The 21,668-nt window shown below is 59.4% G+C and carries 25 protein-coding genes; 22 read left to right on the top strand and 3 right to left on the bottom strand.

Annotation, left to right across the window (positions count from 1 at the left end):
* Nucleotides 1-180: 180 nt before the first annotated feature.
* Nucleotides 181-1,284 (bottom strand): aspartate-semialdehyde dehydrogenase, encoded by a 1,104-nt coding sequence (gene asd / locus ACERY3_RS17805; RefSeq protein ID WP_033146834.1) that lies wholly within the window; start codon nucleotides 1,282-1,284, stop codon nucleotides 181-183.
* A gap of 179 nt (nucleotides 1,285-1,463) precedes the next feature.
* On the opposite strand from asd, the gene yhgN reads away from it, so the two are divergent.
* Nucleotides 1,464-2,057 (top strand): NAAT family transporter YhgN, encoded by a 594-nt coding sequence (yhgN, locus tag ACERY3_RS17810; protein ID WP_003861574.1) that lies wholly within the window; start codon nucleotides 1,464-1,466, stop codon nucleotides 2,055-2,057.
* 64 nt (nucleotides 2,058-2,121) lie between these two features.
* On the opposite strand, the gene tusA is transcribed toward yhgN, so the two are convergent.
* Entirely contained in the window at nucleotides 2,122-2,364 is a 243-nt protein-coding gene (tusA, locus tag ACERY3_RS17815) for a sulfurtransferase TusA (RefSeq protein ID WP_008503071.1), read from the bottom strand.
* 167 nt (nucleotides 2,365-2,531) lie between these two features.
* Between tusA and ACERY3_RS17820 the strand changes: the two genes are divergently transcribed.
* Nucleotides 2,532-3,197, top strand: coding sequence for a 7-cyano-7-deazaguanine/7-aminomethyl-7-deazaguanine transporter (locus tag ACERY3_RS17820; protein ID WP_023309514.1), 666 nt, complete (start codon nucleotides 2,532-2,534; stop codon nucleotides 3,195-3,197).
* Nucleotides 3,198-3,269: 72 nt separating this feature from the next.
* Complete coding sequence (locus ACERY3_RS17825) at nucleotides 3,270-3,827, top strand: DcrB family lipoprotein (protein ID WP_023309515.1); 558 nt, start codon at nucleotides 3,270-3,272, stop codon at nucleotides 3,825-3,827.
* A 4-nt stretch (nucleotides 3,828-3,831) separates the two neighbouring features.
* On the opposite strand, the gene ACERY3_RS17830 is transcribed toward ACERY3_RS17825, so the two are convergent.
* Nucleotides 3,832-5,049, bottom strand: coding sequence for an MFS transporter (locus ACERY3_RS17830; RefSeq protein ID WP_058841995.1), 1,218 nt, complete (start codon nucleotides 5,047-5,049; stop codon nucleotides 3,832-3,834).
* Nucleotides 5,050-5,194: 145 nt separating this feature from the next.
* On the opposite strand from ACERY3_RS17830, the gene ACERY3_RS17835 reads away from it, so the two are divergent.
* The 19 genes from ACERY3_RS17835 (at nucleotide 5,195) to ACERY3_RS17925 (ending at nucleotide 21,667) form a co-directional block, all read left to right on the top strand.
* Nucleotides 5,195-6,244, top strand: a complete 1,050-nt coding sequence (locus tag ACERY3_RS17835; protein WP_032662225.1) for an AI-2E family transporter — start codon at nucleotides 5,195-5,197, stop codon at nucleotides 6,242-6,244.
* 337 nt (nucleotides 6,245-6,581) lie between these two features.
* The gene (locus tag ACERY3_RS17840) at nucleotides 6,582-6,971 is read left to right on the top strand and encodes a hypothetical protein (RefSeq protein WP_023309518.1); all 390 of its coding nucleotides are present in this window, start codon (nucleotides 6,582-6,584) and stop codon (nucleotides 6,969-6,971) included.
* 69 nt (nucleotides 6,972-7,040) lie between these two features.
* The gene (locus ACERY3_RS17845) at nucleotides 7,041-8,105 is read left to right on the top strand and encodes a methyltransferase (RefSeq protein WP_058841997.1); all 1,065 of its coding nucleotides are present in this window, start codon (nucleotides 7,041-7,043) and stop codon (nucleotides 8,103-8,105) included.
* 66 nt (nucleotides 8,106-8,171) lie between these two features.
* Nucleotides 8,172-8,894 (top strand): beta-ketoacyl synthase chain length factor, encoded by a 723-nt coding sequence (locus ACERY3_RS17850; RefSeq protein WP_039263062.1) that lies wholly within the window; start codon nucleotides 8,172-8,174, stop codon nucleotides 8,892-8,894.
* Complete coding sequence (locus ACERY3_RS17855) at nucleotides 8,891-9,706, top strand: 1-acyl-sn-glycerol-3-phosphate acyltransferase (protein ID WP_058841998.1); 816 nt, start codon at nucleotides 8,891-8,893, stop codon at nucleotides 9,704-9,706. Before ACERY3_RS17850 ends, ACERY3_RS17855 begins: the two co-directional genes overlap by 4 nt.
* Nucleotides 9,687-9,944, top strand: coding sequence for a phosphopantetheine-binding protein (locus tag ACERY3_RS17860; RefSeq protein WP_008503081.1), 258 nt, complete (start codon nucleotides 9,687-9,689; stop codon nucleotides 9,942-9,944). The genes ACERY3_RS17855 and ACERY3_RS17860 overlap by 20 nt, the downstream gene beginning before the upstream one ends.
* Before the next feature lie 10 nt (nucleotides 9,945-9,954).
* Nucleotides 9,955-10,206: an acyl carrier protein gene (locus ACERY3_RS17865; RefSeq protein ID WP_024908875.1), complete on the top strand. Its 252-nt coding sequence runs from the start codon at nucleotides 9,955-9,957 to the stop codon at nucleotides 10,204-10,206.
* 6 nt (nucleotides 10,207-10,212) lie between these two features.
* Nucleotides 10,213-10,800: a hypothetical protein gene (locus ACERY3_RS17870; RefSeq protein WP_058841999.1), complete on the top strand. Its 588-nt coding sequence runs from the start codon at nucleotides 10,213-10,215 to the stop codon at nucleotides 10,798-10,800.
* A complete protein-coding gene (locus ACERY3_RS17875; protein ID WP_373226180.1) occupies nucleotides 10,793-12,154 on the top strand; it encodes an AMP-dependent synthetase in 1,362 nt (453 codons plus the stop codon). Before ACERY3_RS17870 ends, ACERY3_RS17875 begins: the two co-directional genes overlap by 8 nt.
* Nucleotides 12,141-12,494 carry a hydroxymyristoyl-ACP dehydratase gene (locus ACERY3_RS17880; protein WP_039263058.1) on the top strand — a complete coding sequence of 118 codons (354 nt, stop codon included), beginning with the start codon at nucleotides 12,141-12,143 and terminating at the stop codon, nucleotides 12,492-12,494. Before ACERY3_RS17875 ends, ACERY3_RS17880 begins: the two co-directional genes overlap by 14 nt.
* Nucleotides 12,485-14,176: a glycosyltransferase gene (locus tag ACERY3_RS17885; protein ID WP_058842001.1), complete on the top strand. Its 1,692-nt coding sequence runs from the start codon at nucleotides 12,485-12,487 to the stop codon at nucleotides 14,174-14,176. The genes ACERY3_RS17880 and ACERY3_RS17885 overlap by 10 nt, the downstream gene beginning before the upstream one ends.
* A gap of 3 nt (nucleotides 14,177-14,179) precedes the next feature.
* A complete protein-coding gene (locus ACERY3_RS17890; protein WP_023309526.1) occupies nucleotides 14,180-14,602 on the top strand; it encodes a thioesterase family protein in 423 nt (140 codons plus the stop codon).
* Nucleotides 14,599-15,204 (top strand): outer membrane lipoprotein carrier protein LolA, encoded by a 606-nt coding sequence (locus ACERY3_RS17895; RefSeq protein WP_058842002.1) that lies wholly within the window; start codon nucleotides 14,599-14,601, stop codon nucleotides 15,202-15,204. Before ACERY3_RS17890 ends, ACERY3_RS17895 begins: the two co-directional genes overlap by 4 nt.
* Nucleotides 15,173-17,497: an MMPL family transporter gene (locus tag ACERY3_RS17900; protein WP_373226181.1), complete on the top strand. Its 2,325-nt coding sequence runs from the start codon at nucleotides 15,173-15,175 to the stop codon at nucleotides 17,495-17,497. Before ACERY3_RS17895 ends, ACERY3_RS17900 begins: the two co-directional genes overlap by 32 nt.
* On the top strand, nucleotides 17,494-18,072 hold the full coding sequence (locus tag ACERY3_RS17905; protein WP_033146845.1) for a DUF3261 domain-containing protein: 579 nt from the start codon (nucleotides 17,494-17,496) through the stop codon (nucleotides 18,070-18,072). Before ACERY3_RS17900 ends, ACERY3_RS17905 begins: the two co-directional genes overlap by 4 nt.
* Before the next feature lies 1 nt (nucleotide 18,073).
* Nucleotides 18,074-19,243 carry a beta-ketoacyl-[acyl-carrier-protein] synthase family protein gene (locus ACERY3_RS17910; protein WP_373226182.1) on the top strand — a complete coding sequence of 390 codons (1,170 nt, stop codon included), beginning with the start codon at nucleotides 18,074-18,076 and terminating at the stop codon, nucleotides 19,241-19,243.
* A complete protein-coding gene (locus ACERY3_RS17915; protein WP_373226183.1) occupies nucleotides 19,240-19,713 on the top strand; it encodes a 3-hydroxy-fatty acyl-ACP dehydratase in 474 nt (157 codons plus the stop codon). Before ACERY3_RS17910 ends, ACERY3_RS17915 begins: the two co-directional genes overlap by 4 nt.
* The gene (locus tag ACERY3_RS17920; protein ID WP_373226184.1) at nucleotides 19,710-20,441 is read left to right on the top strand and encodes a 3-ketoacyl-ACP reductase FabG2; all 732 of its coding nucleotides are present in this window, start codon (nucleotides 19,710-19,712) and stop codon (nucleotides 20,439-20,441) included. Before ACERY3_RS17915 ends, ACERY3_RS17920 begins: the two co-directional genes overlap by 4 nt.
* Nucleotides 20,438-21,667 (top strand): beta-ketoacyl-ACP synthase, encoded by a 1,230-nt coding sequence (locus ACERY3_RS17925; RefSeq protein WP_373226185.1) that lies wholly within the window; start codon nucleotides 20,438-20,440, stop codon nucleotides 21,665-21,667. The genes ACERY3_RS17920 and ACERY3_RS17925 overlap by 4 nt, the downstream gene beginning before the upstream one ends.
* Nucleotide 21,668 lies beyond the last annotated feature (1 nt).

Genomic DNA, 21,668 nt, shown 5'->3' on the forward strand with positions numbered 1-21,668 from the left:
GGACAGCACAAAAATGTGCATCCATTCTGCTCCGTTCGAACCTCAGGTAAGAAATGACTCTTCCTTAAAGCATAGCCAACGCTCTAGATGACTCCTGATAAAAAATAAGACATACGCGTGTTACTCCATGTAGTACGCAAAAAAAAGGGGTGAAAATCACCCCCGGTAGTTAACAAATTATTACGCCAGCTGGCGCAGCATGCGGCGCAGCGGCTCGGCGGCGCCCCACAGGAGCTGGTCGCCGACGGTGAACGCGGAGAGATACTCCGGCCCCATGTTCAGCTTGCGCAGACGGCCAACCGGCGTGGTCAGCGTGCCGGTAACGGCAGCCGGGGTCAGCTCGCGCATGGTGATATCGCGATCGTTTGGCACCACTTTCGCCCACGGGTTGTGCGCGGCCAGCAGCTCTTCCACGGTCGGAATAGACACATCTTTTTTCAGTTTAATGGTGAAGGCCTGGCTGTGGCAGCGCAGCGCGCCGATACGCACGCACAGACCGTCAACCGGAATGGTGTTCGCGGTCGCGAGGATTTTGTTGGTCTCGGCCTGGCCCTTCCACTCTTCGCGGGTCTGGCCGTTATCCAGCTGTTTGTCGATCCACGGGATCAGGCCACCGGCCAGCGGTACGCCGAAGTTGTCCACCGGCAGCTCGCCGCTGCGGGTCAGCTGAGTCACTTTACGTTCAATATCAAGGATCGCGGACGCCGGGTTTGCCAGCTCGGTCGCGACGCTCTGGTGCAGCTGGCCCATCTGGGTCAGCAGCTCGCGCATATGACGCGCGCCGCCGCCGGACGCGGCCTGGTAGGTCGCCACGGAGACCCACTCCACCAGATCCTGCGCGAACAGGCCGCCGAGGGACATCAGCATCAGGCTGACGGTGCAGTTACCGCCAACAAAGGTTTTCACGCCGTTGTTCAGGCCGTCGGTGATGACGCCCTGGTTAACCGGGTCAAGAATGATGATGGCATCGTCTTTCATGCGCAGCGAAGAGGCCGCGTCAATCCAGTAGCCCTGCCAGCCGCTTTCACGCAGCTTTGGATAGATTTCGTTGGTATAATCGCCGCCCTGGCACGTCACAATAATGTCGAGTGCCTTCAGCGCTTCCAGATCGTAAGCATCCTGCAACGTGCCTGTGGTACCACCAAAGGACGGAGCAGCCTGGCCGAGCTGGGAAGTGGAGAAGAAGACCGGGCGGATAGCGTCGAAATCGCGCTCTTCAACCATGCGTTGCATGAGTACAGAGCCGACCATACCGCGCCAGCCGATAAAACCAACGTTTTTCATAGCATTTTTTTCCTGCTGAGGGTGTGTGCTGATTGTGCAAGCCAGTATTGAACTGGGATATGCTTCACATTACAAAATGCTGCCAAAGTCGCAAGCGAAATTAATCGATGATTGCCCGGCAATCAGAAAAAGCGCTAATCATCGGAATAACACTACTAAGTATCAGGGATAATTTAAAGATGAGTGAAATCATTTCCGCGGCGGTTTTATTGATCCTGATTATGGATCCACTGGGAAACCTGCCTATCTTCATGTCGGTGCTGAAGCACACCGAGCCGAAGCGCCGCCGGGCGATCATGATCCGCGAGCTGCTTATCGCCCTGCTGGTGATGTTTATCTTCCTGTTTGCGGGTGAAAAAATTCTCGCGTTCCTGAACCTGCGCGCCGAAACCGTGTCGATTTCCGGCGGGATTATTCTGTTCCTGATTGCCATTAAGATGATTTTCCCGAGCGCGGAAGGCAGCAGCAGCGGCCTGCCTGCGGGTGAAGAGCCGTTTATCGTGCCGCTGGCGATTCCACTCGTCGCCGGGCCGACCATTCTGGCCACGCTGATGCTGCTGTCGCATCAGTATCCGAACCAGATGAGCCATCTGGTGATTGCCCTGCTGATCGCCTGGGGCGGGACGTTTATTATCCTGCTGCAGTCGTCGCTGTTCCTGCGCCTGCTGGGTGAGAAAGGGGTGAACGCGCTGGAACGCCTGATGGGGCTGATTCTGGTGATGATGGCAACGCAGATGTTCCTGGACGGGATCCGCGCGTGGATGAAAGGATGACGTTCTCCCTCTCCCCGTGGGAGAGGGCCGGGGTGAGGGCATCAGGCCGCAGAGGACAGCCCATCTACCCCTTACGAATCAAATACCGGTACGGCAGCGCTTCGGTCTGCTGTGCCACCAGCTCATGCTCCATAAAGGTACAAAAACCGGGAATATCGCGGGTCGTGGCCGGGTCGTCGGCAATAATCAGCAGCGTTTCACCGGTCTGCATGTTGCGCACGGTTTTGCGTACCATCATTACCGGTTCCGGGCAGCGAAGGCCCTGGGCATCAAGAGTGTGGTCTGGGCTGGAAAACAGGTCTGTCATGGTCTTCTCGGTCTGGTAAAAACGGCTGTAGTTTACGCCCGGTTGCGATCAATGCAAACCAGGTTAACGATTGCGTAAAAACTAACCATTGCAATGTCCTGCCAAAGCAGTATCATGCTGCGGTTTTTATTGGGTTCCCTCACCCCAACGTATAAAAAGGTTACAATATGACGTCGTTTTCTGAATCACAGCGCGTAAAAGCGTTGTTCTGGCTTTCGCTTTTCCATTTGCTGGTGATCACCTCCAGCAACTATCTGGTGCAGCTCCCAATCTCCATCTTTGGTTTTCATACCACCTGGGGCGCGTTCAGCTTCCCGTTTATTTTCCTCGCGACGGATTTGACCGTGCGTATCTTTGGCGCACCGCTGGCTCGCCGTATTATTTTTTCGGTCATGCTCCCGGCGCTGTTCATCTCGTACGTGGTTTCGTCACTGTTTTATATGGGAAGCTGGCAGGGCTTTGAGGCGTTAACCCACTTCAACCTGTTTGTTGCCCGTATCGCCGCAGCAAGCTTTATGGCCTACGCGCTGGGGCAGATCCTCGACGTGCATGTGTTTAACCGCCTGCGTCAGAACCATCGCTGGTGGATGGCGCCAACCGCCTCCACGCTGTTCGGTAACGTGAGCGATACGCTGGCCTTCTTCTTCATCGCCTTCTGGCGCAGCCCGGATGCGTTCATGGCCGAACACTGGATGGAAATCGCGCTGGTGGACTACTGCTTCAAGGTCCTTATCAGCATTGTGTTCTTCCTGCCGATGTACGGCGTGCTGCTCAATATGCTGCTGAAAAGGCTGGCAGATAAATCTGAAATCACGGCATTGCAGGCTGGTTAAGGGTTCGCTTTATCAGTTGTGATAAGATGAGCGAATGAGCCGTTATGGCCGTTTATCGAAAGGAAGAAGTCAATGCGCAATCTGGTTAAATATGTCGGGATTGGCCTGCTGGTTGTGGGTCTTGCAGCCTGTGATAACAGCGACACGAAAACGCCTGCTCAGGGCGCATCCGCAGAGAGCAACGCGACCGGCCAGCCGGTGAATCTGATGGATGGCAAACTCAGCTTCTCTCTGCCAGCCGATATGACCGATCAGAGCGGCAAGCTGGGCACCCAGGCGAATAACATGCACGTTTACTCCGACGCAACCGGGCAGAAAGCGGTCATTGTGATTGTGGGCGACGACACCAGCGAAGACCTGGCCGTCCTGTCCAAACGTCTGGAAGATCAGCAGCGCGGCCGCGATCCTCAGCTGCAGGTCGTGACCAATAAATCCATCGAGCTGAAAGGCCACACGCTGCAACAGCTCGACAGCATCATCTCCGCAAAAGGCCAGACCGCATACTCTTCTGTGGTGCTGGGCAAGGTCGATAACAAACTGCTGACCCTGCAGATCACCCTGCCAGCCGAAGATCAGCAGAAAGCGCAGACGGCTGCTGAAAACATCATTAACACCATCGTGATCCAGTAACGCTTCACGACGATGACGTGGCCTCCGGTGCCTGCACCGGGGGCCATTTTTTTAGCCGCCACGTCAGCAGCAGCGCAATCACCACCAGACCCGCCGCGGCAAGATAGATCACCGGAACCCCTGCCCAGGCCATCACCAGCCCCGCCAGCGGGCCGGTAATGCCTAAAGACATATCCATAAATACCGTATAGGTCGCCAGCGCCGCCCCCTGATTCTGCTGCGGCACGGCTTTTACCGCCACCACGCCCAGCGCCGGGAAGACCAGGGAAAAGCCAGCCCCCGCGAGGAATACGCCCACTTTCGCGACCCAGGGCACCATCGCAATTCCGGTCAGCAGCAGCCCGACAATCTCTATCGCAAAGCAGATCATCGCCACATTCAGCCCGCCAAGACGGTTGATGCCGTTAGGGAAAAGCAGGCGGGCGCCAACAAACGCACAGCTAAACAGGGTTAACGCAAAGGCTGCGCCGTCCCAGCCTTTGGCGTCGTAGAACAGGGTAATGAAGGTCGCAATCACGCCGAAACCGGTAGTCGCCAGCGCCAGCGCCATGCCGTACGGCCAGACGCGCCCCAGCACCGCCCGAAACGGCAGCGGCTTGCCCTTGCTGGCCTTCACTTTCGGGCGCGGCAGCGCAAAGAGGATTGCCAGCAGCGCGACCGCCATAATGGTGATGGAAAGCCCATATAGCCCGCCAAGCGCATAGCAGGCCACGCCGAGCGGCGCCCCGAGCGCCATCGCACCGTAGGTGACAATCCCGTTCCAGGAGATCACCCGGCCAATGTGCGGCGCGCCTACCACACCCACGCCCCACAGCGTCGAGCCGGTTCCCGCCAGACTTTGCCCGATGCCAAGAATAACGCGGCCCAGGCAGAGCAGCGCCAGGCTGACCAGCGGCCAGTGGCTGGTGGTGGCAGCCAGCAGGTAGCTCAGGCCGCTGAGGAAACAGCCGCACAGTCCCACCACCACGATGCTTTTTGGACCGAACGTGTCCGCGTAGCGCCCGGCATGCGGGCGGCTGAGGAGCGTGGCGAAATATTGCAGGCTTATCACCAGCCCCGCCCAGAAGGCGCTGAAGCCCATCACGTCATGGACATAGCCCGGCAGGACCGCCAGCGGCAAGCCGATGGTCAAATAGCTGGCAAAGTTGAAAATAACAACGGAAACGATGCGCAGATTGAGGCGCAGTCCGCTCAGTGCCGGTTCAGCGGCAGGTTCGGGCATGGGGTTCTACCTGGATTTTTTACAACAGTGTTTCACTATTACCACGGCGCAATAAGAAAATCAGCCCCGACTTTCAGATTAACGGTGCCAGACGAAGCGAAGCCCGGGCACTACACTTATCGGGTCATCATATTAAGGAACACGCATGATCGCTAACCCGTCCGACAAAGCAGGACTCCACATCTTATTAAAACTCGCCTGTCTGGTGGTTATCCTTGCGGGTATCCATGCTGCCGCTGACATTATTGTTCAGCTCCTGCTGGCGCTCTTTTTTGCCATCGTGCTTAATCCTCTGGTCACCTGGTTTTTACGCCGGGGCGTCAGCCGTCCGGTAGCCATCACCATCGTGGTTATTGTCATGCTGATTGGCCTGACGGCGCTCTTCGGCGTGCTGGCGGCATCGCTGAGCGAATTCTCCACCATGCTGCCGCAGTACAACAAAGAGCTGACGCGTAAAATTGTCGCGCTGCAGGAGATGGTGCCCTTCCTTAATCTGCATATCTCACCCGAACGGATGCTGCGCAGGATGGACTCCGAGAAGGTCATGACCTACGCCACCACCCTGATGACGGGGCTTTCCGGCGCGATGGCCAGCATTCTGCTGCTGGTCATGACCGTTGTGTTTATGCTGTTCGAAGTTCGCCACGTCCCCTATAAGCTGCGCTTTGCGCTGAACAATCCGCAAATTCACATTGCCGGGCTACACCGGGCCCTGAAGGGAGTATCCAAATATCTGGCGCTGAAAACGCTCCTGAGCGTATGGACCGGGGTGATTGTCTGGCTGGGGCTGATGCTGATGGACGTACAGTTCGCGCTGATGTGGGGCGTGCTGGCCTTTCTGCTGAACTACGTGCCCAATATTGGCGCGGTGCTTTCCGCCGTGCCGCCGATGATTCAGGCGTTTCTGTTTAACGGTTTCTACGAATGCATGCTGGTCGGTGCGCTGTTCCTCGTCGTGCATATGGTTCTGGGCAATATTCTTGAGCCGCGCATGATGGGACACCGGCTGGGCATGTCGACGCTGGTGGTCTTTTTATCCTTACTGGTTTGGGGATGGCTGCTGGGCCCGGTCGGTATGCTGCTGTCGGTTCCTCTGACCAGCGTATGTAAAATTTGGATGGAAACCACCAAAGGCGGCAGCAAGCTGGCGATCCTGCTCGGGCCGGGGAGGCCGAAAAGCCGGTTACCCGGCTAACCGACCTACCTGTACAGGTAGGTTTAAACCGTCAGTAATACACCGTAAATTACCGCGTTCCTAATCCGTCGCGGTATTTTTATTTGCGTTAAGGCGATACTCATTCTGTTTTTAATTACGCCGCGCGCATTACGTTGAAACGCAACTCATGATTTAACGCAAATTATAAAAAATGAAATTCTTATTTATTTTCCATGTTATTATGCCCGTCTTCGCGTCAACGTAATGTAAACATTAATATTGATTAAAAAATACACCCGGCGATAACAAACAGCCGGATGAATATTATTTGTAAAAAACACTACCTTTAATTGTTATTATTGATATGGAGTTGTTGATGAAAAAGATCGTTAAATGGTGTGCTGCTGCCGTATTCGTTGGCGCACTGGCAGGCTGCGCGCGTACCGCCCCAATTGCTCAGGTTCACTCTATTGTAAGCGCGGGCCATACTGCCGATCAGGTAAAAACGGCAATTTTGAAAGCAGGCCAAAAACGCGACTGGATCATGACGGAAACCGGCCCGGGAATGATTAAGGGGCGTCTGCAGTCACGCGATCACTCCGTCCAGGTAAGTATTCCGTACACGGCCACAAGCTATTCAATCAACTATGAAAACAGCCTTAACCTGAAAGCGGCAGACGGTAAAATTCACAAAAATTATAACCGTTGGGTAAATAACCTCGACCACGATATTCAGCTGAACCTCTCCGCTGGCGCCGCGCTGTAATATTTTTCTAAAGTCGGGCCGCGTATGGCCCGATAACCTCTCTTTATTAGCTTCAAAGGTTACGCAGGAATGTACGAAAAGGACATACTCAGCGCACTGGATGCCATTACCGAAGCGCAACGCATCGCCTTTGCCCCGATGTTATTCCAGACTGCGCTTTGTCTGCGTAACTCAGGCGTTCTCGCCTGGCTCGATAAACAAGGTAAAGCGGGGGCAAGCCTCGACGAAATAACCGAACACAGCACGCTCGGCAGCTATGGCGTCAGCGTACTGCTGGATATGGGATTAAGCGGTCGAATCGTTACCCAACAGAATGGACGTTATTTCCTGGCGAAAGTGGGCCATTTTTTACTGCACGACGAAATGACCCGCGTAAATATGGATTTCACCCAGGACGTTTGTTATCAGGGGCTATTTCACCTGGCGGACGCCCTGCAGGAGGAAAAACCTGCCGGATTAGCCGTGTTTGGCAACTGGCCAACCATCTACCCGGCGTTATCCCAATTACCTGCTCCGGCGAAAGAGAGCTGGTTCGCCTTCGATCATTACTATTCTGACGCCGCTTTTGACGCTGCGTTGCCATATATATTCGCAAGCTCGCCGACAAAATTGTACGATGTGGGCGGAAATACGGGTAAATGGTCGTTACGCTGCTGCCGCTATGACGAAAATGTTGCCGTGACGATCCTCGATCTGCCGCAGCAGATAGCGCTGGCGCAGGAAAACATCGCAAAAGCAGGTTTTTCTCATCGTATTGCATTCCATGCTGTCGATATGCTTAGCCCAGCAACATTGCCGGGTGACGCCGACGTCTGGTGGATGAGCCAGTTCCTGGATTGTTTCTCTCCGGATCAGATTGTCGCCATGCTGACGCGCGTCGCACAGGCCATGAAGCCAGGCGCACGTTTGTGCATCATGGAGCTTTTCTGGGATGCTCAGAAATTTGAAGCAGCCTCTTTCAGCCTGAATGCCACCTCGCTCTATTTCACCTGTATGGCGAATGGCAATAGCCGGTTTTACAGCGTAGAGAAGTTCTATCGCTACCTGGAGAGCGCAGGTTTCAGCGTTGAACAGCGGCTGGACAACCTTGGGGTCGGTCATACCCTGCTGATATGCACCAAACGTGAACAATAGAGCAGCTTAGCTGCCGGGTGGCCCAGTCTGCCCTTTGAATACGGTTTTTTTCGCGGACGCGCGTAGATGAAATTTTCACTGAACATTATCGACTGGCAGGCGAGAGCGCCAGGACTCAGCGATGCCACAGAGTGGCAGGCATGGTCGCGCCTGCAGCTGGCCGTTGACCCAGCGGCCCCGCTTCCCCGCCTGACCGCTTTACCCATGATGACCGCGCGCCGCCTCAATTCAGGCAGTAAGCTGGCGGTGGATATTGGTCTGGCCATGCTGCAAAACCACGCCATTGATGCCGTCGTCTATTCCAGCCGCCACGGCGAGCTGGAGCGCAACTACCGTATTCTGCATGCTCTGGCGACCGGGCAGTCCGTTTCACCCACCGACTTCGCGATGTCCGTGCACAATTCCGCGGTGGGCAATCTCACGATCACCGCACGCCAGGCCATCGTCTCGTCATCCATTTCTGCCGGGCTGGACACCTTCCAGCAGGCCCTATGCGAAGTGCTGAGCCTGCTGCATGCGGGCTATTCCCGCGTCCTGCTGGTCGACTTTGACGGCGCGCTGCCGGAATTTTACCATCCGGCGCTACCGCCGCACATGCCCACCTGGCCCTACGCGCTGGCGCTGGTGATTGAATCCGGCAACGGATTGCAGTGTGAAACCCGCAGCGGCAGCACGGGTGAAGAACCCGCCCTGCCGCAAAGCCTGATGTTCCTGCAGCGCTATCTCAGCGAGGAACGTCAGTTTGCGGTGCCCGGCGAACGTTTGCTGTGGCAATGGACGCGCGCATGAACCGCCTGGCTGCCCGTATCAACTGGTTATGGCGTCTGGTGATGACCGGCTTCTGCTTCGCGCTGTTTGGCGTGGGCGGGCTGATGCTGTCGCTGGTCTGGTTCAACCTGCTGCCGATCGTCCAGCGCGACCGCGCCAGCCGTCGCCGCCTGGCGCGTCGCAGCATTGCGGCCAGCTTCCGCTTCTTCCTGACCGTTGCGCGCGGCCTCGGCGTACTGGACTATCGCATTCACAATCTTGACGCGCTGCGCAGCGATCGGGGTTGTCTGGTGGTGGCTAACCACCCCACGTTAATAGACTACGTGATTCTGGCGTCGGTGATGCCCGAAACAGACTGCCTGGTGAAAAGCGCGCTGCTGCGCAATCCCTTTGTCAGCGGCGTTATCCGCGCGGCGGATTACCTGATTAACAGCGAAGCCGAGCCCCTGCTCGCGGCCAGCCAGCAGCGTCTGGCTCAGGGCGACACGCTGTTAATCTTCCCGGAAGGCACGCGTACCCGGTTTGGCGAGGCTATCTCCCTCCAGCGCGGCGCGGCAAATATCGCCGTGCGCTGTAACAGCGATCTGCGGGTGGTGCTGATCCACTGTAGCGAACACCTGCTGGATAAAAAAAGCCACTGGTATGATATACCGCCAGAAAAACCTGTTTTCACCGTGGATGTCCGCGACCGCGTGAACATCGACGAATTTTACGATGCAAATGAACAAGAACCGGCGCTGGCGGCAAGGCAGTTAAACCGGCATCTGCAGCATCGATTAACATCAGGCCTTCAATCTTTGTCAGGAATTAATGATGCAAGCGCTTTATCTTGAAATTAAGAATCTCATTATCACCACGCTGAATCTGGACGAGCTTACCGCAGAGGATATTGATACCGATGCCGCGCTGTTTGGCGATGGGCTGGGTCTGGACTCCATTGACGCGCTGGAACTGGGTCTGGCGGTAAAAAACCAGTATGGCGTGGTGCTTTCTGCCGAAAGCGAAGAGATGCGCCAGCACTTCTTTTCCGTCGCCACGCTGGCGTCCTTTATCAACGCTCAACGCGCCTGAGATGTGAACGATGACTGAACAAGAAACCATTTATCAGGAAGTCTGCGGCCTTCTGACCAAGCTCTTTGAAATCGACCCGCAGGACATTACGCCCGAAGCCCGTCTTTACGAAGACCTGGAGCTGGACAGCATTGATGCGGTGGACATGATTGTTCATCTGCAGAAGAAAACGGGCAAGAAAATCAAGCCGGAAACCTTCAAGTCGGTTCGTACCGTTCAGGATGTGGTAGACGCCGTCGAACAGCTTCTGCGCGAAGAGTAAGACGTCGTGCGTGGTGGACGGACGTTCCCGGTCATCCCACTGCTGACGGGGCTGATGCTGCTGTCGTGGCCCTTCCTGATTGGATTTGGGCTGACGCACAACAGCCTGCAGTGGCTGTTGCCGGTGATGGCGCTGGTATTGCTGCTGCGGCTGCGCCAGGCGCGACGGAACGCTGGCCCGATGCGGTATGTGGTGCAGTGCGTGGCGCTCGCGGGCATCGCGCTCTGCGCGGCCAGCTACCTGCTGAAAACCCACCAGTGGCTGCTGTTCTACCCGGTGGTCGTCAACCTTGTGATGCTGGCCGTGTTCGGCGGTTCGCTGTGGACCGCGATGCCGCTGGTCGAACGACTGGCGCGCCTGCGCGAGCCAAATCTGCCCCCGGAGGGCGTGCGCTATACCCGCAAGGTGACCCTCGTCTGGTGCGGCTTTTTCATCGGAAACGGCGCGATGGCGCTGTTCACCGTGCTCCACGGCGACATGCATCTGTGGACGCTGTGGAACGGTATGGTGGCCTACATCCTGATGGGAACGCTGATGGCGACCGAGTGGCTGGTGCGCCAGCGGGTGATTAAAAAAGAGATGCACAATGACTAACCCCCTTCCGCTGGGCCAGTGGTTAAACGCGCCCCGCCCTGACGACATGCCCGTTGCCTGGCTTGACGATCGTACCTGGACGCTTGGCCAGCTGCGCCACGACGTGACCTTGCTGGTCGACACTCTGCATCAGCAGGAAGGCGAGCGCTGGGCGCTGTGCTTTGAAAACAGCTACCTGTTTATCGTTGCGCTGCTGGCCTCGCTGCATGCCGGTAAAACGCCGGTCATTCCCGGCCATAGCCGCGTCTCGCAGCTTGAAGAACAGCAGGCGTTGTTTAGCGGCGTTCTGAGCGATCGCTCTCTCGATTTCCATGGCAAGCTGATAGTGGTGGCCTCCAGCCATCTGACGGCTCGCCGCTGGGCGCCCCTGCCGGCCATTGACGAAAGCCGCTTCGTTGAACTGTTCACCTCCGGCTCCACGGGTACCCCGCGCCGGGTGATTAAGCACATCGTCAGCCTGGATCGCGAAGCCCGTCTGCTGGCTGACCGCTTCGGCGAACGTCTGACCGGCTGTAGCGTTGTCGCCTCGGTCGTACCGCAACATCTGTACGGGCTGACCTTCCGCATCGTCTTGCCGATGGCGCTGGGCCTGCCGCTGCATGCCGCGATGCTCTACTACGCCGAGCAGCTGGCCGCCCTTCCTCATGACCGGCATTACCTGTTCATCAGCAGCCCGGCGTTCCTGAAGCGCCTGGATACGGAGCTGCCCGCGCCGCCCGTCAGAATGCTGATTTCAGCAGGGGGCATGCTGCCGTGGTGTGACGTCGCCACCACCGCTGGCTGGCTTAACATCTGCCCGGATGAAATTTATGGCAGCACCGAAACCGGCATCCTCGCCTGGCGCCATCGCCAGCAGGATAACGTCCCGTGGCTGGCCTTCCCCGGCGTTATCTTCCATCAGGAAGATGACGCCTGTCGCGTCACGTCGCCACTGATCCACGAGGCCGAAGGACTCCAGCTGGACGATATCCTGCACTTCGACAGCGAGGGGCTATTCAGCATCGCCGGTCGTCGCGGGCGGGTGGTCAAAATTGAAGAAAAGCGCATCTCGCTTAACGAGATCGAACGTCGCCTGCTGGAGCTCGACGGCATTTGCGAAGCGGCTGCGCTGTCGGTCACGCGCGGAGGCCGTCAGGGGATTGGCGCACTGCTGGTCCTGGACGAAGCGGTTCGCCAGCGCGGCTATATGCAGGATAAAAAAGCGCAGGAGTTCGCCTGGCGTCGCGCCCTGCTGCCGTGGCTTGAGCCGGTCGCCGTTCCGCGCTACTGGCGCATTGTCGATGAAATGCCGGTAAACAGTATGAACAAGCGTGTCTATGCGCAGCTAGAGGAGTTATTTCATGAAAATTCATGAACTTGAGCGCCACCAGACACAGCCGGAGAAGCTGGAAATCATTTTGCATCTCGACGCGGCGCTGTTCTGGTTTCAGGGCCATTTTGCCGTACAGCCGCTGCTGCCCGGCGTTGCGCAGCTTGACTGGGTGATGCACTACGCCACGACGTTACTGGCGCCGGGCTACCGCTTTCACAGCATTCAAAACGTGAAGTTCCAGGCGCCTCTGCTGCCGGAAACCACAGTGACGCTGGTGCTTGAGTGGCATGCCGAACGTCAGATGCTGACCTTCAGCTACCAGCGTCACGCCGGGGCGGAGCGCCATACCGCCAGCAGCGGGAAAATTCGGCTATGTCAGTGATCTTTCGCCCCTGCGTGCTGATCCCGTGCTACAACCACGGCGCCATGATCGCCAGCGTGCTGTCGCGTCTCGCGCCGTTTGGCCTGCCGTGCCTGGTGGTGGATGACGGCAGCGAAGCGAGCACCCGACAGGAGCTCGAGCGCCTGGCGGCGGAGCAGCCGCAGGTAACGCTGGTCCGCCTGGCGCAAAACGCCGGGAAAGGTGCCGCGGTCATCAGGGGGCTGGAGGAGTGCGCGCGCGCGGGCTATACCCACGCCGTGCAGGTGGACGCGGACGGTCAACACGCCATCGAAGATATCCCCAAACTGCTGGCGCTGGCGGAGCGCCACCCGGACGCGCTGATTTCCGGCCAGCCCATTTACGATGATTCCATTCCGCGCTCGCGGCTCTACGGGCGCTGGGTAACCCACGTCTGGGTTTGGATTGAGACCTTATCCCTGCAGCTTAAAGACAGCATGTGCGGCTTTCGGGTCTACCCGGTCTCGCCCACGCTGCGCCTGGCAGCGCGTGAAACGCTCGGCAAACGGATGGACTTTGACACCGAAGTGATGGTCCGTCTTTACTGGCAGGGTAACACCAGCGTCTTTCTGCCGACCCGCGTCACCTACCCGCAGGACGGGTTGTCCCACTTCGACGCGTTAAAAGATAACGTGCGGATCTCCCTGATGCATACCCGGCTGTTCTTCGGCATGCTGCCCCGCATGCCCGGCCTGCTTTTCCGTCGACGCCGCCAGCACTGGGCGCAGCAGGACGAGGTCAAGGGCCTGTGGGGCATGCGCCTGATGCTGCGCGTCTGGAAGCTGATGGGCCGCCGGGCCTTTACCGTGCTGCTGTGGCCGGTGATCGGCGTGTACTGGCTTATCGCACGTCCGGCGCGGCAGGCCTCGCGGCAGTGGATTGAGAGAGTGAAGCAAGAACTGCGTCAGCGGAACATGCCCGTTCCCCCGCGGCTCAACAGCTTTTTCCATTTCATGCGCTTCGGCAACGCGATGCTGGATAAAGTCGCCAGCTGGCGCGGTGAGCTGAAGTTTGATCGCGACGTGGTCTTTGCCCCCGGCGCGAGCGAAACGCTTAACGTCGCGGCGCCGCAGGGCAAGCTGCTGCTGGCCTCGCATCTTGGCGACGTTGAGGCCTGCCGGGCGCTGGCCCAGCTGGACGGCAGCAAAACTATCACCGCCCTGGTCTTCAGCGAAAACGCCCGGCGCTTTAAGCAAATCATGAGCGAAATGGCGCCCCAGGCGGGCGTGAATTTGATGTCGGTTACCGACATCGGCCCGGACACCGCGATTGCCATCAAAGAGAAGCTTGAGCGGGGAGAATGGGTCGCGATTGTGGGCGACCGCATCGCGGTGAATCCGCAGCGTGGCGGCGAGTGGCGCGTGATCTGGAGTCCGTTCATGGGCCAGCCAGCGCCGTTCCCACAGGGGCCGTTTATCCTGGCCTCCATCCTGCGCTGCCCGGTGGTGCTGATTTTTGCCCTGCGCCAGCAGGGTAAGCTCGTCCTGCACAGCGAACCGTTTGCCGACCCGCTGCGCCTGCCGCGCGGCGAACGCCAGCAGGCGCTGCAGGAGACCGTCGATCGCTACGCGCAGCGGCTGGAGCATTACGCCCTCCTGTCGCCGCTCGACTGGTTTAATTTTTTCGATTTCTGGCATCTGCCAGAGTCCAGAGAGAAGGAGTAAAGGGTGCTGACCGATCCCCGCTTTACGACTGAAGTTGAGATCACCGTTCCGTTCCACGACGTCGATATGATGGGCGTGGTCTGGCACGGTAACTATTTCCGCTACTTTGAGATCGCCCGCGAGGCGCTGCTCAATCAGTTTGACTATGGCTATCGCCAGATGAAGGCCTCCGGCTACGTCTGGCCCGTCGTCGATACCCGGGTGAAATACCGCGATGCGGTGACCTTTGAGCAGCGTATTCGCGTCCGCGCGCACGTTGAAGAGTATGAAAACCGCCTGCGCATTGCCTATCAAATTTTCGATGCGCAGACCGGCAAACGCACCACCACCGGTTACACCATCCAGGTAGCGGTGGAAGAAGCCACCCGCGAGATGTGCTTTGTGAGCCCGGCAATACTGTTTGAACGAATGGGAGTGACGCCATGAAATGGTGGCCTTTGCTGGCGCTGATCGTCAGCCCGCTGGTCAGCGCCGTGACGCTGGATGAACTGCAGCAGCGCTTCACCGGGCAGCCCGTCGTGCGCGCGCACTTCGAACAGGTTCGCACCATAAAAGATATGCCGCAGCCGCTGCGCTCGCAGGGCGAGATGCTGATCGCCCGCGACAGCGGCCTGCTGTGGGACCAAAAAGCGCCGTTTCCGATGACGCTCCTGCTCGATGACAAGCGGATGGTTCAGGCCATTAACGGCCAGCCGCCGCAGACCGTCACCGCCGACAATAATCCGCAGATGTTCCAGTTCAACCATCTTCTGCGGGCCCTGTTCCAGGCCGACCGCAAGGTGCTTGAAGAGAACTTCCTCATCGATTTTAAAGACCTGGGCGCCGGCCGCTGGTCGCTGGTGCTTACGCCCAAAACGACGCCGCTGGACAAGATTTTCGCCACCCTCGATCTGGGCGGCGCGACCTATCTGGAGACGATTCGCCTCAACGATAAACAGGGCGACCGTACCGATATCGCCCTTTCACGCCACCAACTGACGCCCGCCAGCCTGACCGATGACGAACGCCAACGCTTTGCCGCACCGTAAATCCCTGCGCCCGGCGCTGCTGTGGGCCACGCTATGCCTGATTCTGCTGGGCGTGCTGTTGTCGCTGCTGCCCGGCGCGCGTCTGAACAGCAGCGTGCTGGCCATGCTGCCGAAGCAGACGCTGGGGGCGATCCCGCCGGCGCTCAACGACGGGTTTATGCAGCGTCTCGACCGCCAGCTGGTCTGGCTGGTCAGCCCCGGCAAAGAGCCCGATCCGCGCGTGGCGCAGCAGTGGCTGGCGCTGCTGCAAAGCAGCGATTCGCTCAGCGAGGTCAAAGGCCCGATGGACGCCGCCGGGCAAAAGGCCTGGGGAGAGTTCTTCTGGCAGCACCGAAATGGCCTGATCGATCCCGCCACCCGCGCCCGCCTGCAAAACGGCGGAGAAGCGCAGGCGCAGTGGATTTTATCTCAGCTCTATTCGGCCTTTTCCGGCGTCAGCGGCAAAGAGCTGCAAAACGATCCCCTGATGCTGATGCGCGGCTCGCAGATCGCTCTGGCGCAAAACGGCCAGAAGCTGCGGCTGATGGACGGCTGGCTGGTCACACAGGATGAGGCGGGAAACTACTGGTATCTGCTGCACGGCGAGCTGGCGGGCTCGTCATTTGATATGCAGCAGACCCACCGGCTGGTGACGACGCTTAACGCGCTGCAGGAGACGCTAAAAGCCCGTTTCCCGCAGTCGCAGCTGCTTTCGCGCGGGACCGTTTTCTACAGCGATTACGCCAGCCAGCAGGCCAAACGCGACGTCTCGACGCTGGGCATCGCCACCCTGCTTGGCGTGTTCCTGCTCATCGTGGCGGTGTTCCGCTCTCTGCGCCCGCTGCTGCTGAGCGTGCTCTCCATTGCCATCGGCGCGCTGGCGGGTACGGTGGTGACGCTGCTGCTCTTTGGCGAACTGCACCTGATGACGCTGGTGATGAGCATGAGCATCATCGGTATTTCAGCCGACTACACGCTCTACTACCTGACCGAACGGATGGTGCACGGCGCGGAGCACTCCCCCTGGCAAAGCCTGGCGAAAGTGCGCAATGCGCTGCTGCTGGCGCTGCTGACGACCGTCGCCGCCTACCTGATTATGATGCTGGCCCCCTTCCCCGGGATCCGCCAGATGGCGGTGTTCGCCGCCGTGGGGCTGAGCGCCTCCTGCCTGACGGTGATTTTCTGGCATCCGTGGCTGTGCCGGGGTTTACCGGTGCGCCCGGTTCCGCTGATGGTTATCATGCTGCGCTGGCTGGCCGCGTGGCGACGCAATAAAAAATTGTCCGTGGGTTTGCCCGTCGCGCTGGCGCTGCTCTCCGCCGTGGGGATGAGCACCCTGAGGGTGGACGACGACATCGCACAGCTGCAGGCGCTGCCGAAAAATATTCTGGCGCAGGAGAAGGCCATTACCGCCCTGACCGGACAGAGCGTCGATCAGAAATGGTTTGTGGTTCATGGCGCCTCGCCTCAGCAAACGCTGGAGCGGCTGGAAGCCTTTACCCCGGCGCTGGCACAGGCGCAGAAAGCTGGAGAGATCGCCCGCTGGCGTACGCTGCCGCTGAACTCGCTGGCCCGCCAGAAAAGCGATCTGAAGCTGCTGCGCGAGGCTGCTCCTGCGGTAACGAACGTGCTGAAAAGCGCCGGGCTCAGCGCCGTATCTCCAAATCTCGACGCCATGCCGGTCAGCGTGGACGCGTGGCTTAAAAGCCCGGCCAGCGAAGGCTGGCGTCTGCTCTGGCTGACCCTGCCCAACGGGGAAAGCGGCGTGCTCGTGCCGGTGGACGGCGCGAAAAACAGCGCTCACCTCGGTGAACTGGCCGCACGCCATGACGGCGTCGTCTGGGTCGATCGCAAAGCCAGCTTTGACAGCCTGTTTGCCCTCTACCGCACGCTGCTGACGGGGCTACTGTTTGCCGCGCTGGCAGTGATTGCCTGCGGGGCGATGCTGCGCCTCGGCTGGCGTAAAGGGCTGATAAGCCTGGTGCCGTCCGTGCTGTCGCTGAGCTGCGGCCTGGCGGTGCTGGCCGCAACGGGCCACCCGGTGAATCTGTTCTCACTGCTGGCGCTGGTACTGGTGCTCGGCATTGGCATTAACTACACGCTGTTTTTCAGCAACCCGCGCGGTACGCCGCTGACCTCAATGCTGGCGATTACGCTGGCCATGATGACCACGCTGCTGACGCTGGGCATGCTCGTCTTCAGCGCCACCCAGGCCATCAGCAGCTTTGGCATCGTGCTGGTGAGCGGTATTTTTACCGCGTTCCTGCTGGCTCCGCTGGCGATGCCGGATAAGAAAGAGAGAAAACGTAAATGAACGCTTTTTATCGCGCCGTTGCGCTGGCCGCGGCGCTGCTGCTGGCGGGCTGCAGCCATTCGACCGATACCAAAGAGACGCGGCCTCAGGCCTGGCTCCAGCCGGGCACCAGAGTGACGCTGCCGCCGCCCGGCATCAGCCCGGCGGTAAGCTCCCAGCAGCTGCTGACCGGCAGCTTTAACGGACAAACGCAGTCCCTGCTGGTGATGCTCAACGCGGATGCGCATAAGGTCACGCTGGCCGGGCTCTCTTCCGTGGGCATTCGTCTGTTCCTGGCAACGTACGATGAGACCGGTATTCATACCGAGCAGTCGATCGTCGTGCCGCAGCTGCCGCCCGCCAGCCAGGTGCTGGCCGACGTGATGCTCAGCCACTGGCCGATTAGCGCCTGGCAGCCGCAGTTGCCGAAGGGCTGGACGTTAACGGACAATGGCGATCGGCGCGAGCTGCGTAACGCCAGCGGCAAGCTGGTGACGGAGATTGTCTACCTGCAGCGCAAAGGCAAGCGCGAGCCGATCAGCATCGAGCAACACGTCTTTAAATACCACATCACCATTCAATATCTGGGTGACTGAGATGATTTATATATCCGCTGTTGGCATGGTCAACGCGCTGGGCAACTCGCCTGACGAGATTGCCGCGAACCTGACGGCAGGCGTGGCGCCGGGGATGCACGCCCGGACCGGCTGGTTGCAGGGTTTACCCGAAGCCGTACTGGGCGGCGTGGAAGGCGAGCTTCCACCCATCCCGGACGCTTTCGCCGCACACCGCACCCGCAATAACCAGCTGCTGCTGGCCGCGCTGGCGCAGATTCAGCCCGCCGTTGACGAGGCCATCGCCCGCGTCGGTCGCGACCGCGTGGCCGTGGTGCTGGGGACCAGCACCTCCGGGCTGGACGAAGGCGATGAGCACGTGCGCCACATGGCCCATGGCGAAGCGAGCACGCGCTGGCAGTATCCGCAGCAGGAGCTTGGCGATCCGTCCCGCTTCCTCGCCAACTGGCTTCAGCTCGAAGGCCCGGCCTATACGATCTCCACGGCCTGCTCTTCCAGCGCACGGGCGATGATCGGCGGCAAACGTCTGATTGAAGCCGGGCTGGTGGACATCGCCATTGTCGGCGGGGCCGATACCCTGAGCCGGATGCCCGTCAACGGCTTTAACAGCCTTGAATCTTTCTCCCCTACGCTCTGCGAGCCGTTTGGTCGCGACCGCCGGGGGATCACCATTGGTGAAGCCGCCGCGCTGATGGTATTGAGCCGGGAGCCCGCCGACGTGGCGCTGCTCGGAACGGGCGAATCCAGCGATGCGTACCATATTTCCGCCCCGCATCCGCAGGGTGAAGGGGCGATAAGGGCTATCGCGCAGGCGCTTAACGAAGCGGATATGCAGCCGCAGGATATCGGCTACATCAACCTGCACGGCACGGCCACGCCGCTCAACGATCAGATTGAATCGCAGGTGATTCACGATCTCTTCGGGGAAAGCGTGCCGTGCAGCTCAACCAAACACCTTACCGGCCATACGCTGGGCGCCGCCGGTATTACCGAAGCGGCCCTGAGCTGGCTGATTCTGACGCGCGATCTGCCGTTGCCGCCGCAGGACTTCGCCCGCTACGCGCCGGACGACACGCTGGCGTCGTGCGGCCTGCTGCACCAGCGCACCGCTCTGAAAAAGTCGGTCATTTTGTCTAACTCGTTCGCGTTTGGCGGCAATAACGCCAGCATCCTGCTGGGGAGAGCCTCATGAGCTACTTATCACCCGAAGCCTATCTGCCGCACGAGGCGCCGATGATGCTGCTGGGGTCCGTTGAGAACGTTTCGGACGACACGGCGGTCTGCCGCGTGGCCGTCAACGGGCAAAGCGTGCTGGCGCCGTTTCTCAACGCCGATGGCGACCTGCCGGGCTGGTACGCGCTCGAGCTGATGGCGCAGACCGTCGGCGTCTGGTCAGGCTGGCATCGCCAGCAGCAGGGGCAGGAACATATCGCGCTGGGCATGGTGCTCGGCGCGCGCGAGCTGGTCTGCGCCAGCGGGCATTTCGCCGCAGGCCTGACGCTGGACATCACCGTTAAGCTGCTGATGCAGGACGAACGCTTCGGCAGCTTTGAATGCGCGATTTCCGCTAATGAAGAGACGCTGGCCACGGGCCGGGTCAACACCTTCCAGCCGAGCGCAGAAGAATTAACATCGCTTTTTAATCAGGGATCTAACGCATGAGTCGTTCCGTACTGGTCACCGGGGCCAGCAAAGGCATAGGGCGCGCCATCGCTCATCAGCTTGCCGCCGACGGGTTTACCGTAGGCGTGCATTACCATCGTGATGCCGCAGGCGCGCAGGAGACGCTGGACGCCATCACGCAGGCGGGTGGCAACGGTCGTTTACTCGCCTTTGATGTGGGCAACCGCGAACAGTGCCGCGAGGTGCTGGAGCAGGAGATTGAAGCCCATGGCGCATGGTATGGCGTGGTCAGCAACGCCGGAATTACCCGCGATGGCGCCTTTCCGGCGCTGAGCGAAGACGACTGGGACAGCGTGATCCACACCAATCTCGACAGTTTTTATAACGTCATTCACCCCTGCATTATGCCGATGATTGGCACCCGTAAAGGGGGGCGCATTATCACCTTATCGTCCGTGTCCGGCGTGATGGGCAACCGCGGACAGGTGAACTACAGCGCGGCCAAAGCGGGTATTATCGGCGCCACTAAAGCGCTGGCGATTGAGCTGGCAAAACGCAAAATCACCGTCAACTGCATTGCCCCGGGCCTGATTGATACCGGCATGATTGAGATGGAAGAAGCCGCGCTGAAGGAAGCGATGTCCATCATCCCAATGAAACGTATGGGCCAGGCTGAGGAGGTCGCCGGGCTGGCAAGCTATCTGATGTCGGATATTGCGGGCTACGTTACCCGCCAGGTCATTTCCATTAACGGAGGCATGCTATGACGCGTCGCGTGGTGATTACGGGCATGGGCGGCGTGACCGCCTTTGGCGAAACCTGGCAATCCGTTTCCAGCAGGCTGCTGGCGTATGAAAACGCGGTGCGTAAAATGCCGGAATGGCAGGTGTACGATGGCCTGCATACCCTGCTGGGCGCGCCGATCGACGATTTCACGCTGCCGGAACACTATACCCGCAAGCGTATTCGCGCCATGGGCCGCGTGTCGCTGATGTCGACCCGCGCCACCGAGCTGGCGCTGGAGCAGGCGGGGCTGATTGGCGAAGCGGTGCTCACCAACGGCCAAACCGGTATCGCCTACGGTTCTTCGACAGGCAGCACCGGTCCGGTCAGCGAATTCGCGACCATGCTCACCGAAAAGCACACCAATAACATCACCGGAACAACCTACGTCCAGATGATGCCGCACACCACGGCGGTGAATACCGGGCTGTTCTTTGGGTTGCGCGGCCGCGTGATCCCGACGTCGAGCGCCTGTACCTCCGGCAGCCAGGCGATTGGCTACGCCTGGGAGGCGATTCGCCACGGGTATCAGACCGTGATGGTCGCGGGGGGTGCTGAGGAGCTGTGTCCGTCTGAAGCGGCGGTGTTTGACACGCTGTTCGCCACCAGCCAGCGTAACGACGAACCCAAAACCACCCCTTCACCGTTCGATACGCAGCGCGATGGTCTGGTCATTGGGGAAGGCGCAGGCACCCTGATTCTGGAAGAGCTGGAGCACGCCAGAGCGCGCGGGGCGACAATCTACGGTGAGATCGTGGGCTTTGCCACCAACTGTGACGCGGCCCATATCACCCAGCCTCAGCGTGAAACCATGCAGATTTGCATGGAGCAGTCGCTGGCCATGGCGGGATTAAGCGCCCGGGATATGGGGTATATCTCCGCGCACGGTACCGCCACCGATCGCGGCGATATCGCCGAAAGCCTGGCCACCGCCGCCATCTACGGTGACAGCGTGCCGGTTTCCTCGCTGAAGAGCTATTTTGGCCATACGCTGGGTGCCTGCGGCGCGCTGGAAGCGTGGATGAGCCTGCAGATGATGCGTGAAGGCTGGTTTGCCCCGACGCTCAATTTAACGCAGCCGGATGAGCAATGCGGTGCTTTAGATTATATTATGGGAGAAGCCCGCCAGATTGACTGCGAGTATCTGCAGAGCAATAACTTCGCGTTTGGCGGCATCAACACCTCGATTATCATTAAACGCTGGGCGTAAC

The sequence above is a fragment of the Enterobacter cloacae complex sp. ESBL7 genome, from assembly GCF_041679625.1.
Lineage (GTDB): Bacteria > Pseudomonadota > Gammaproteobacteria > Enterobacterales > Enterobacteriaceae > Enterobacter > Enterobacter asburiae_B.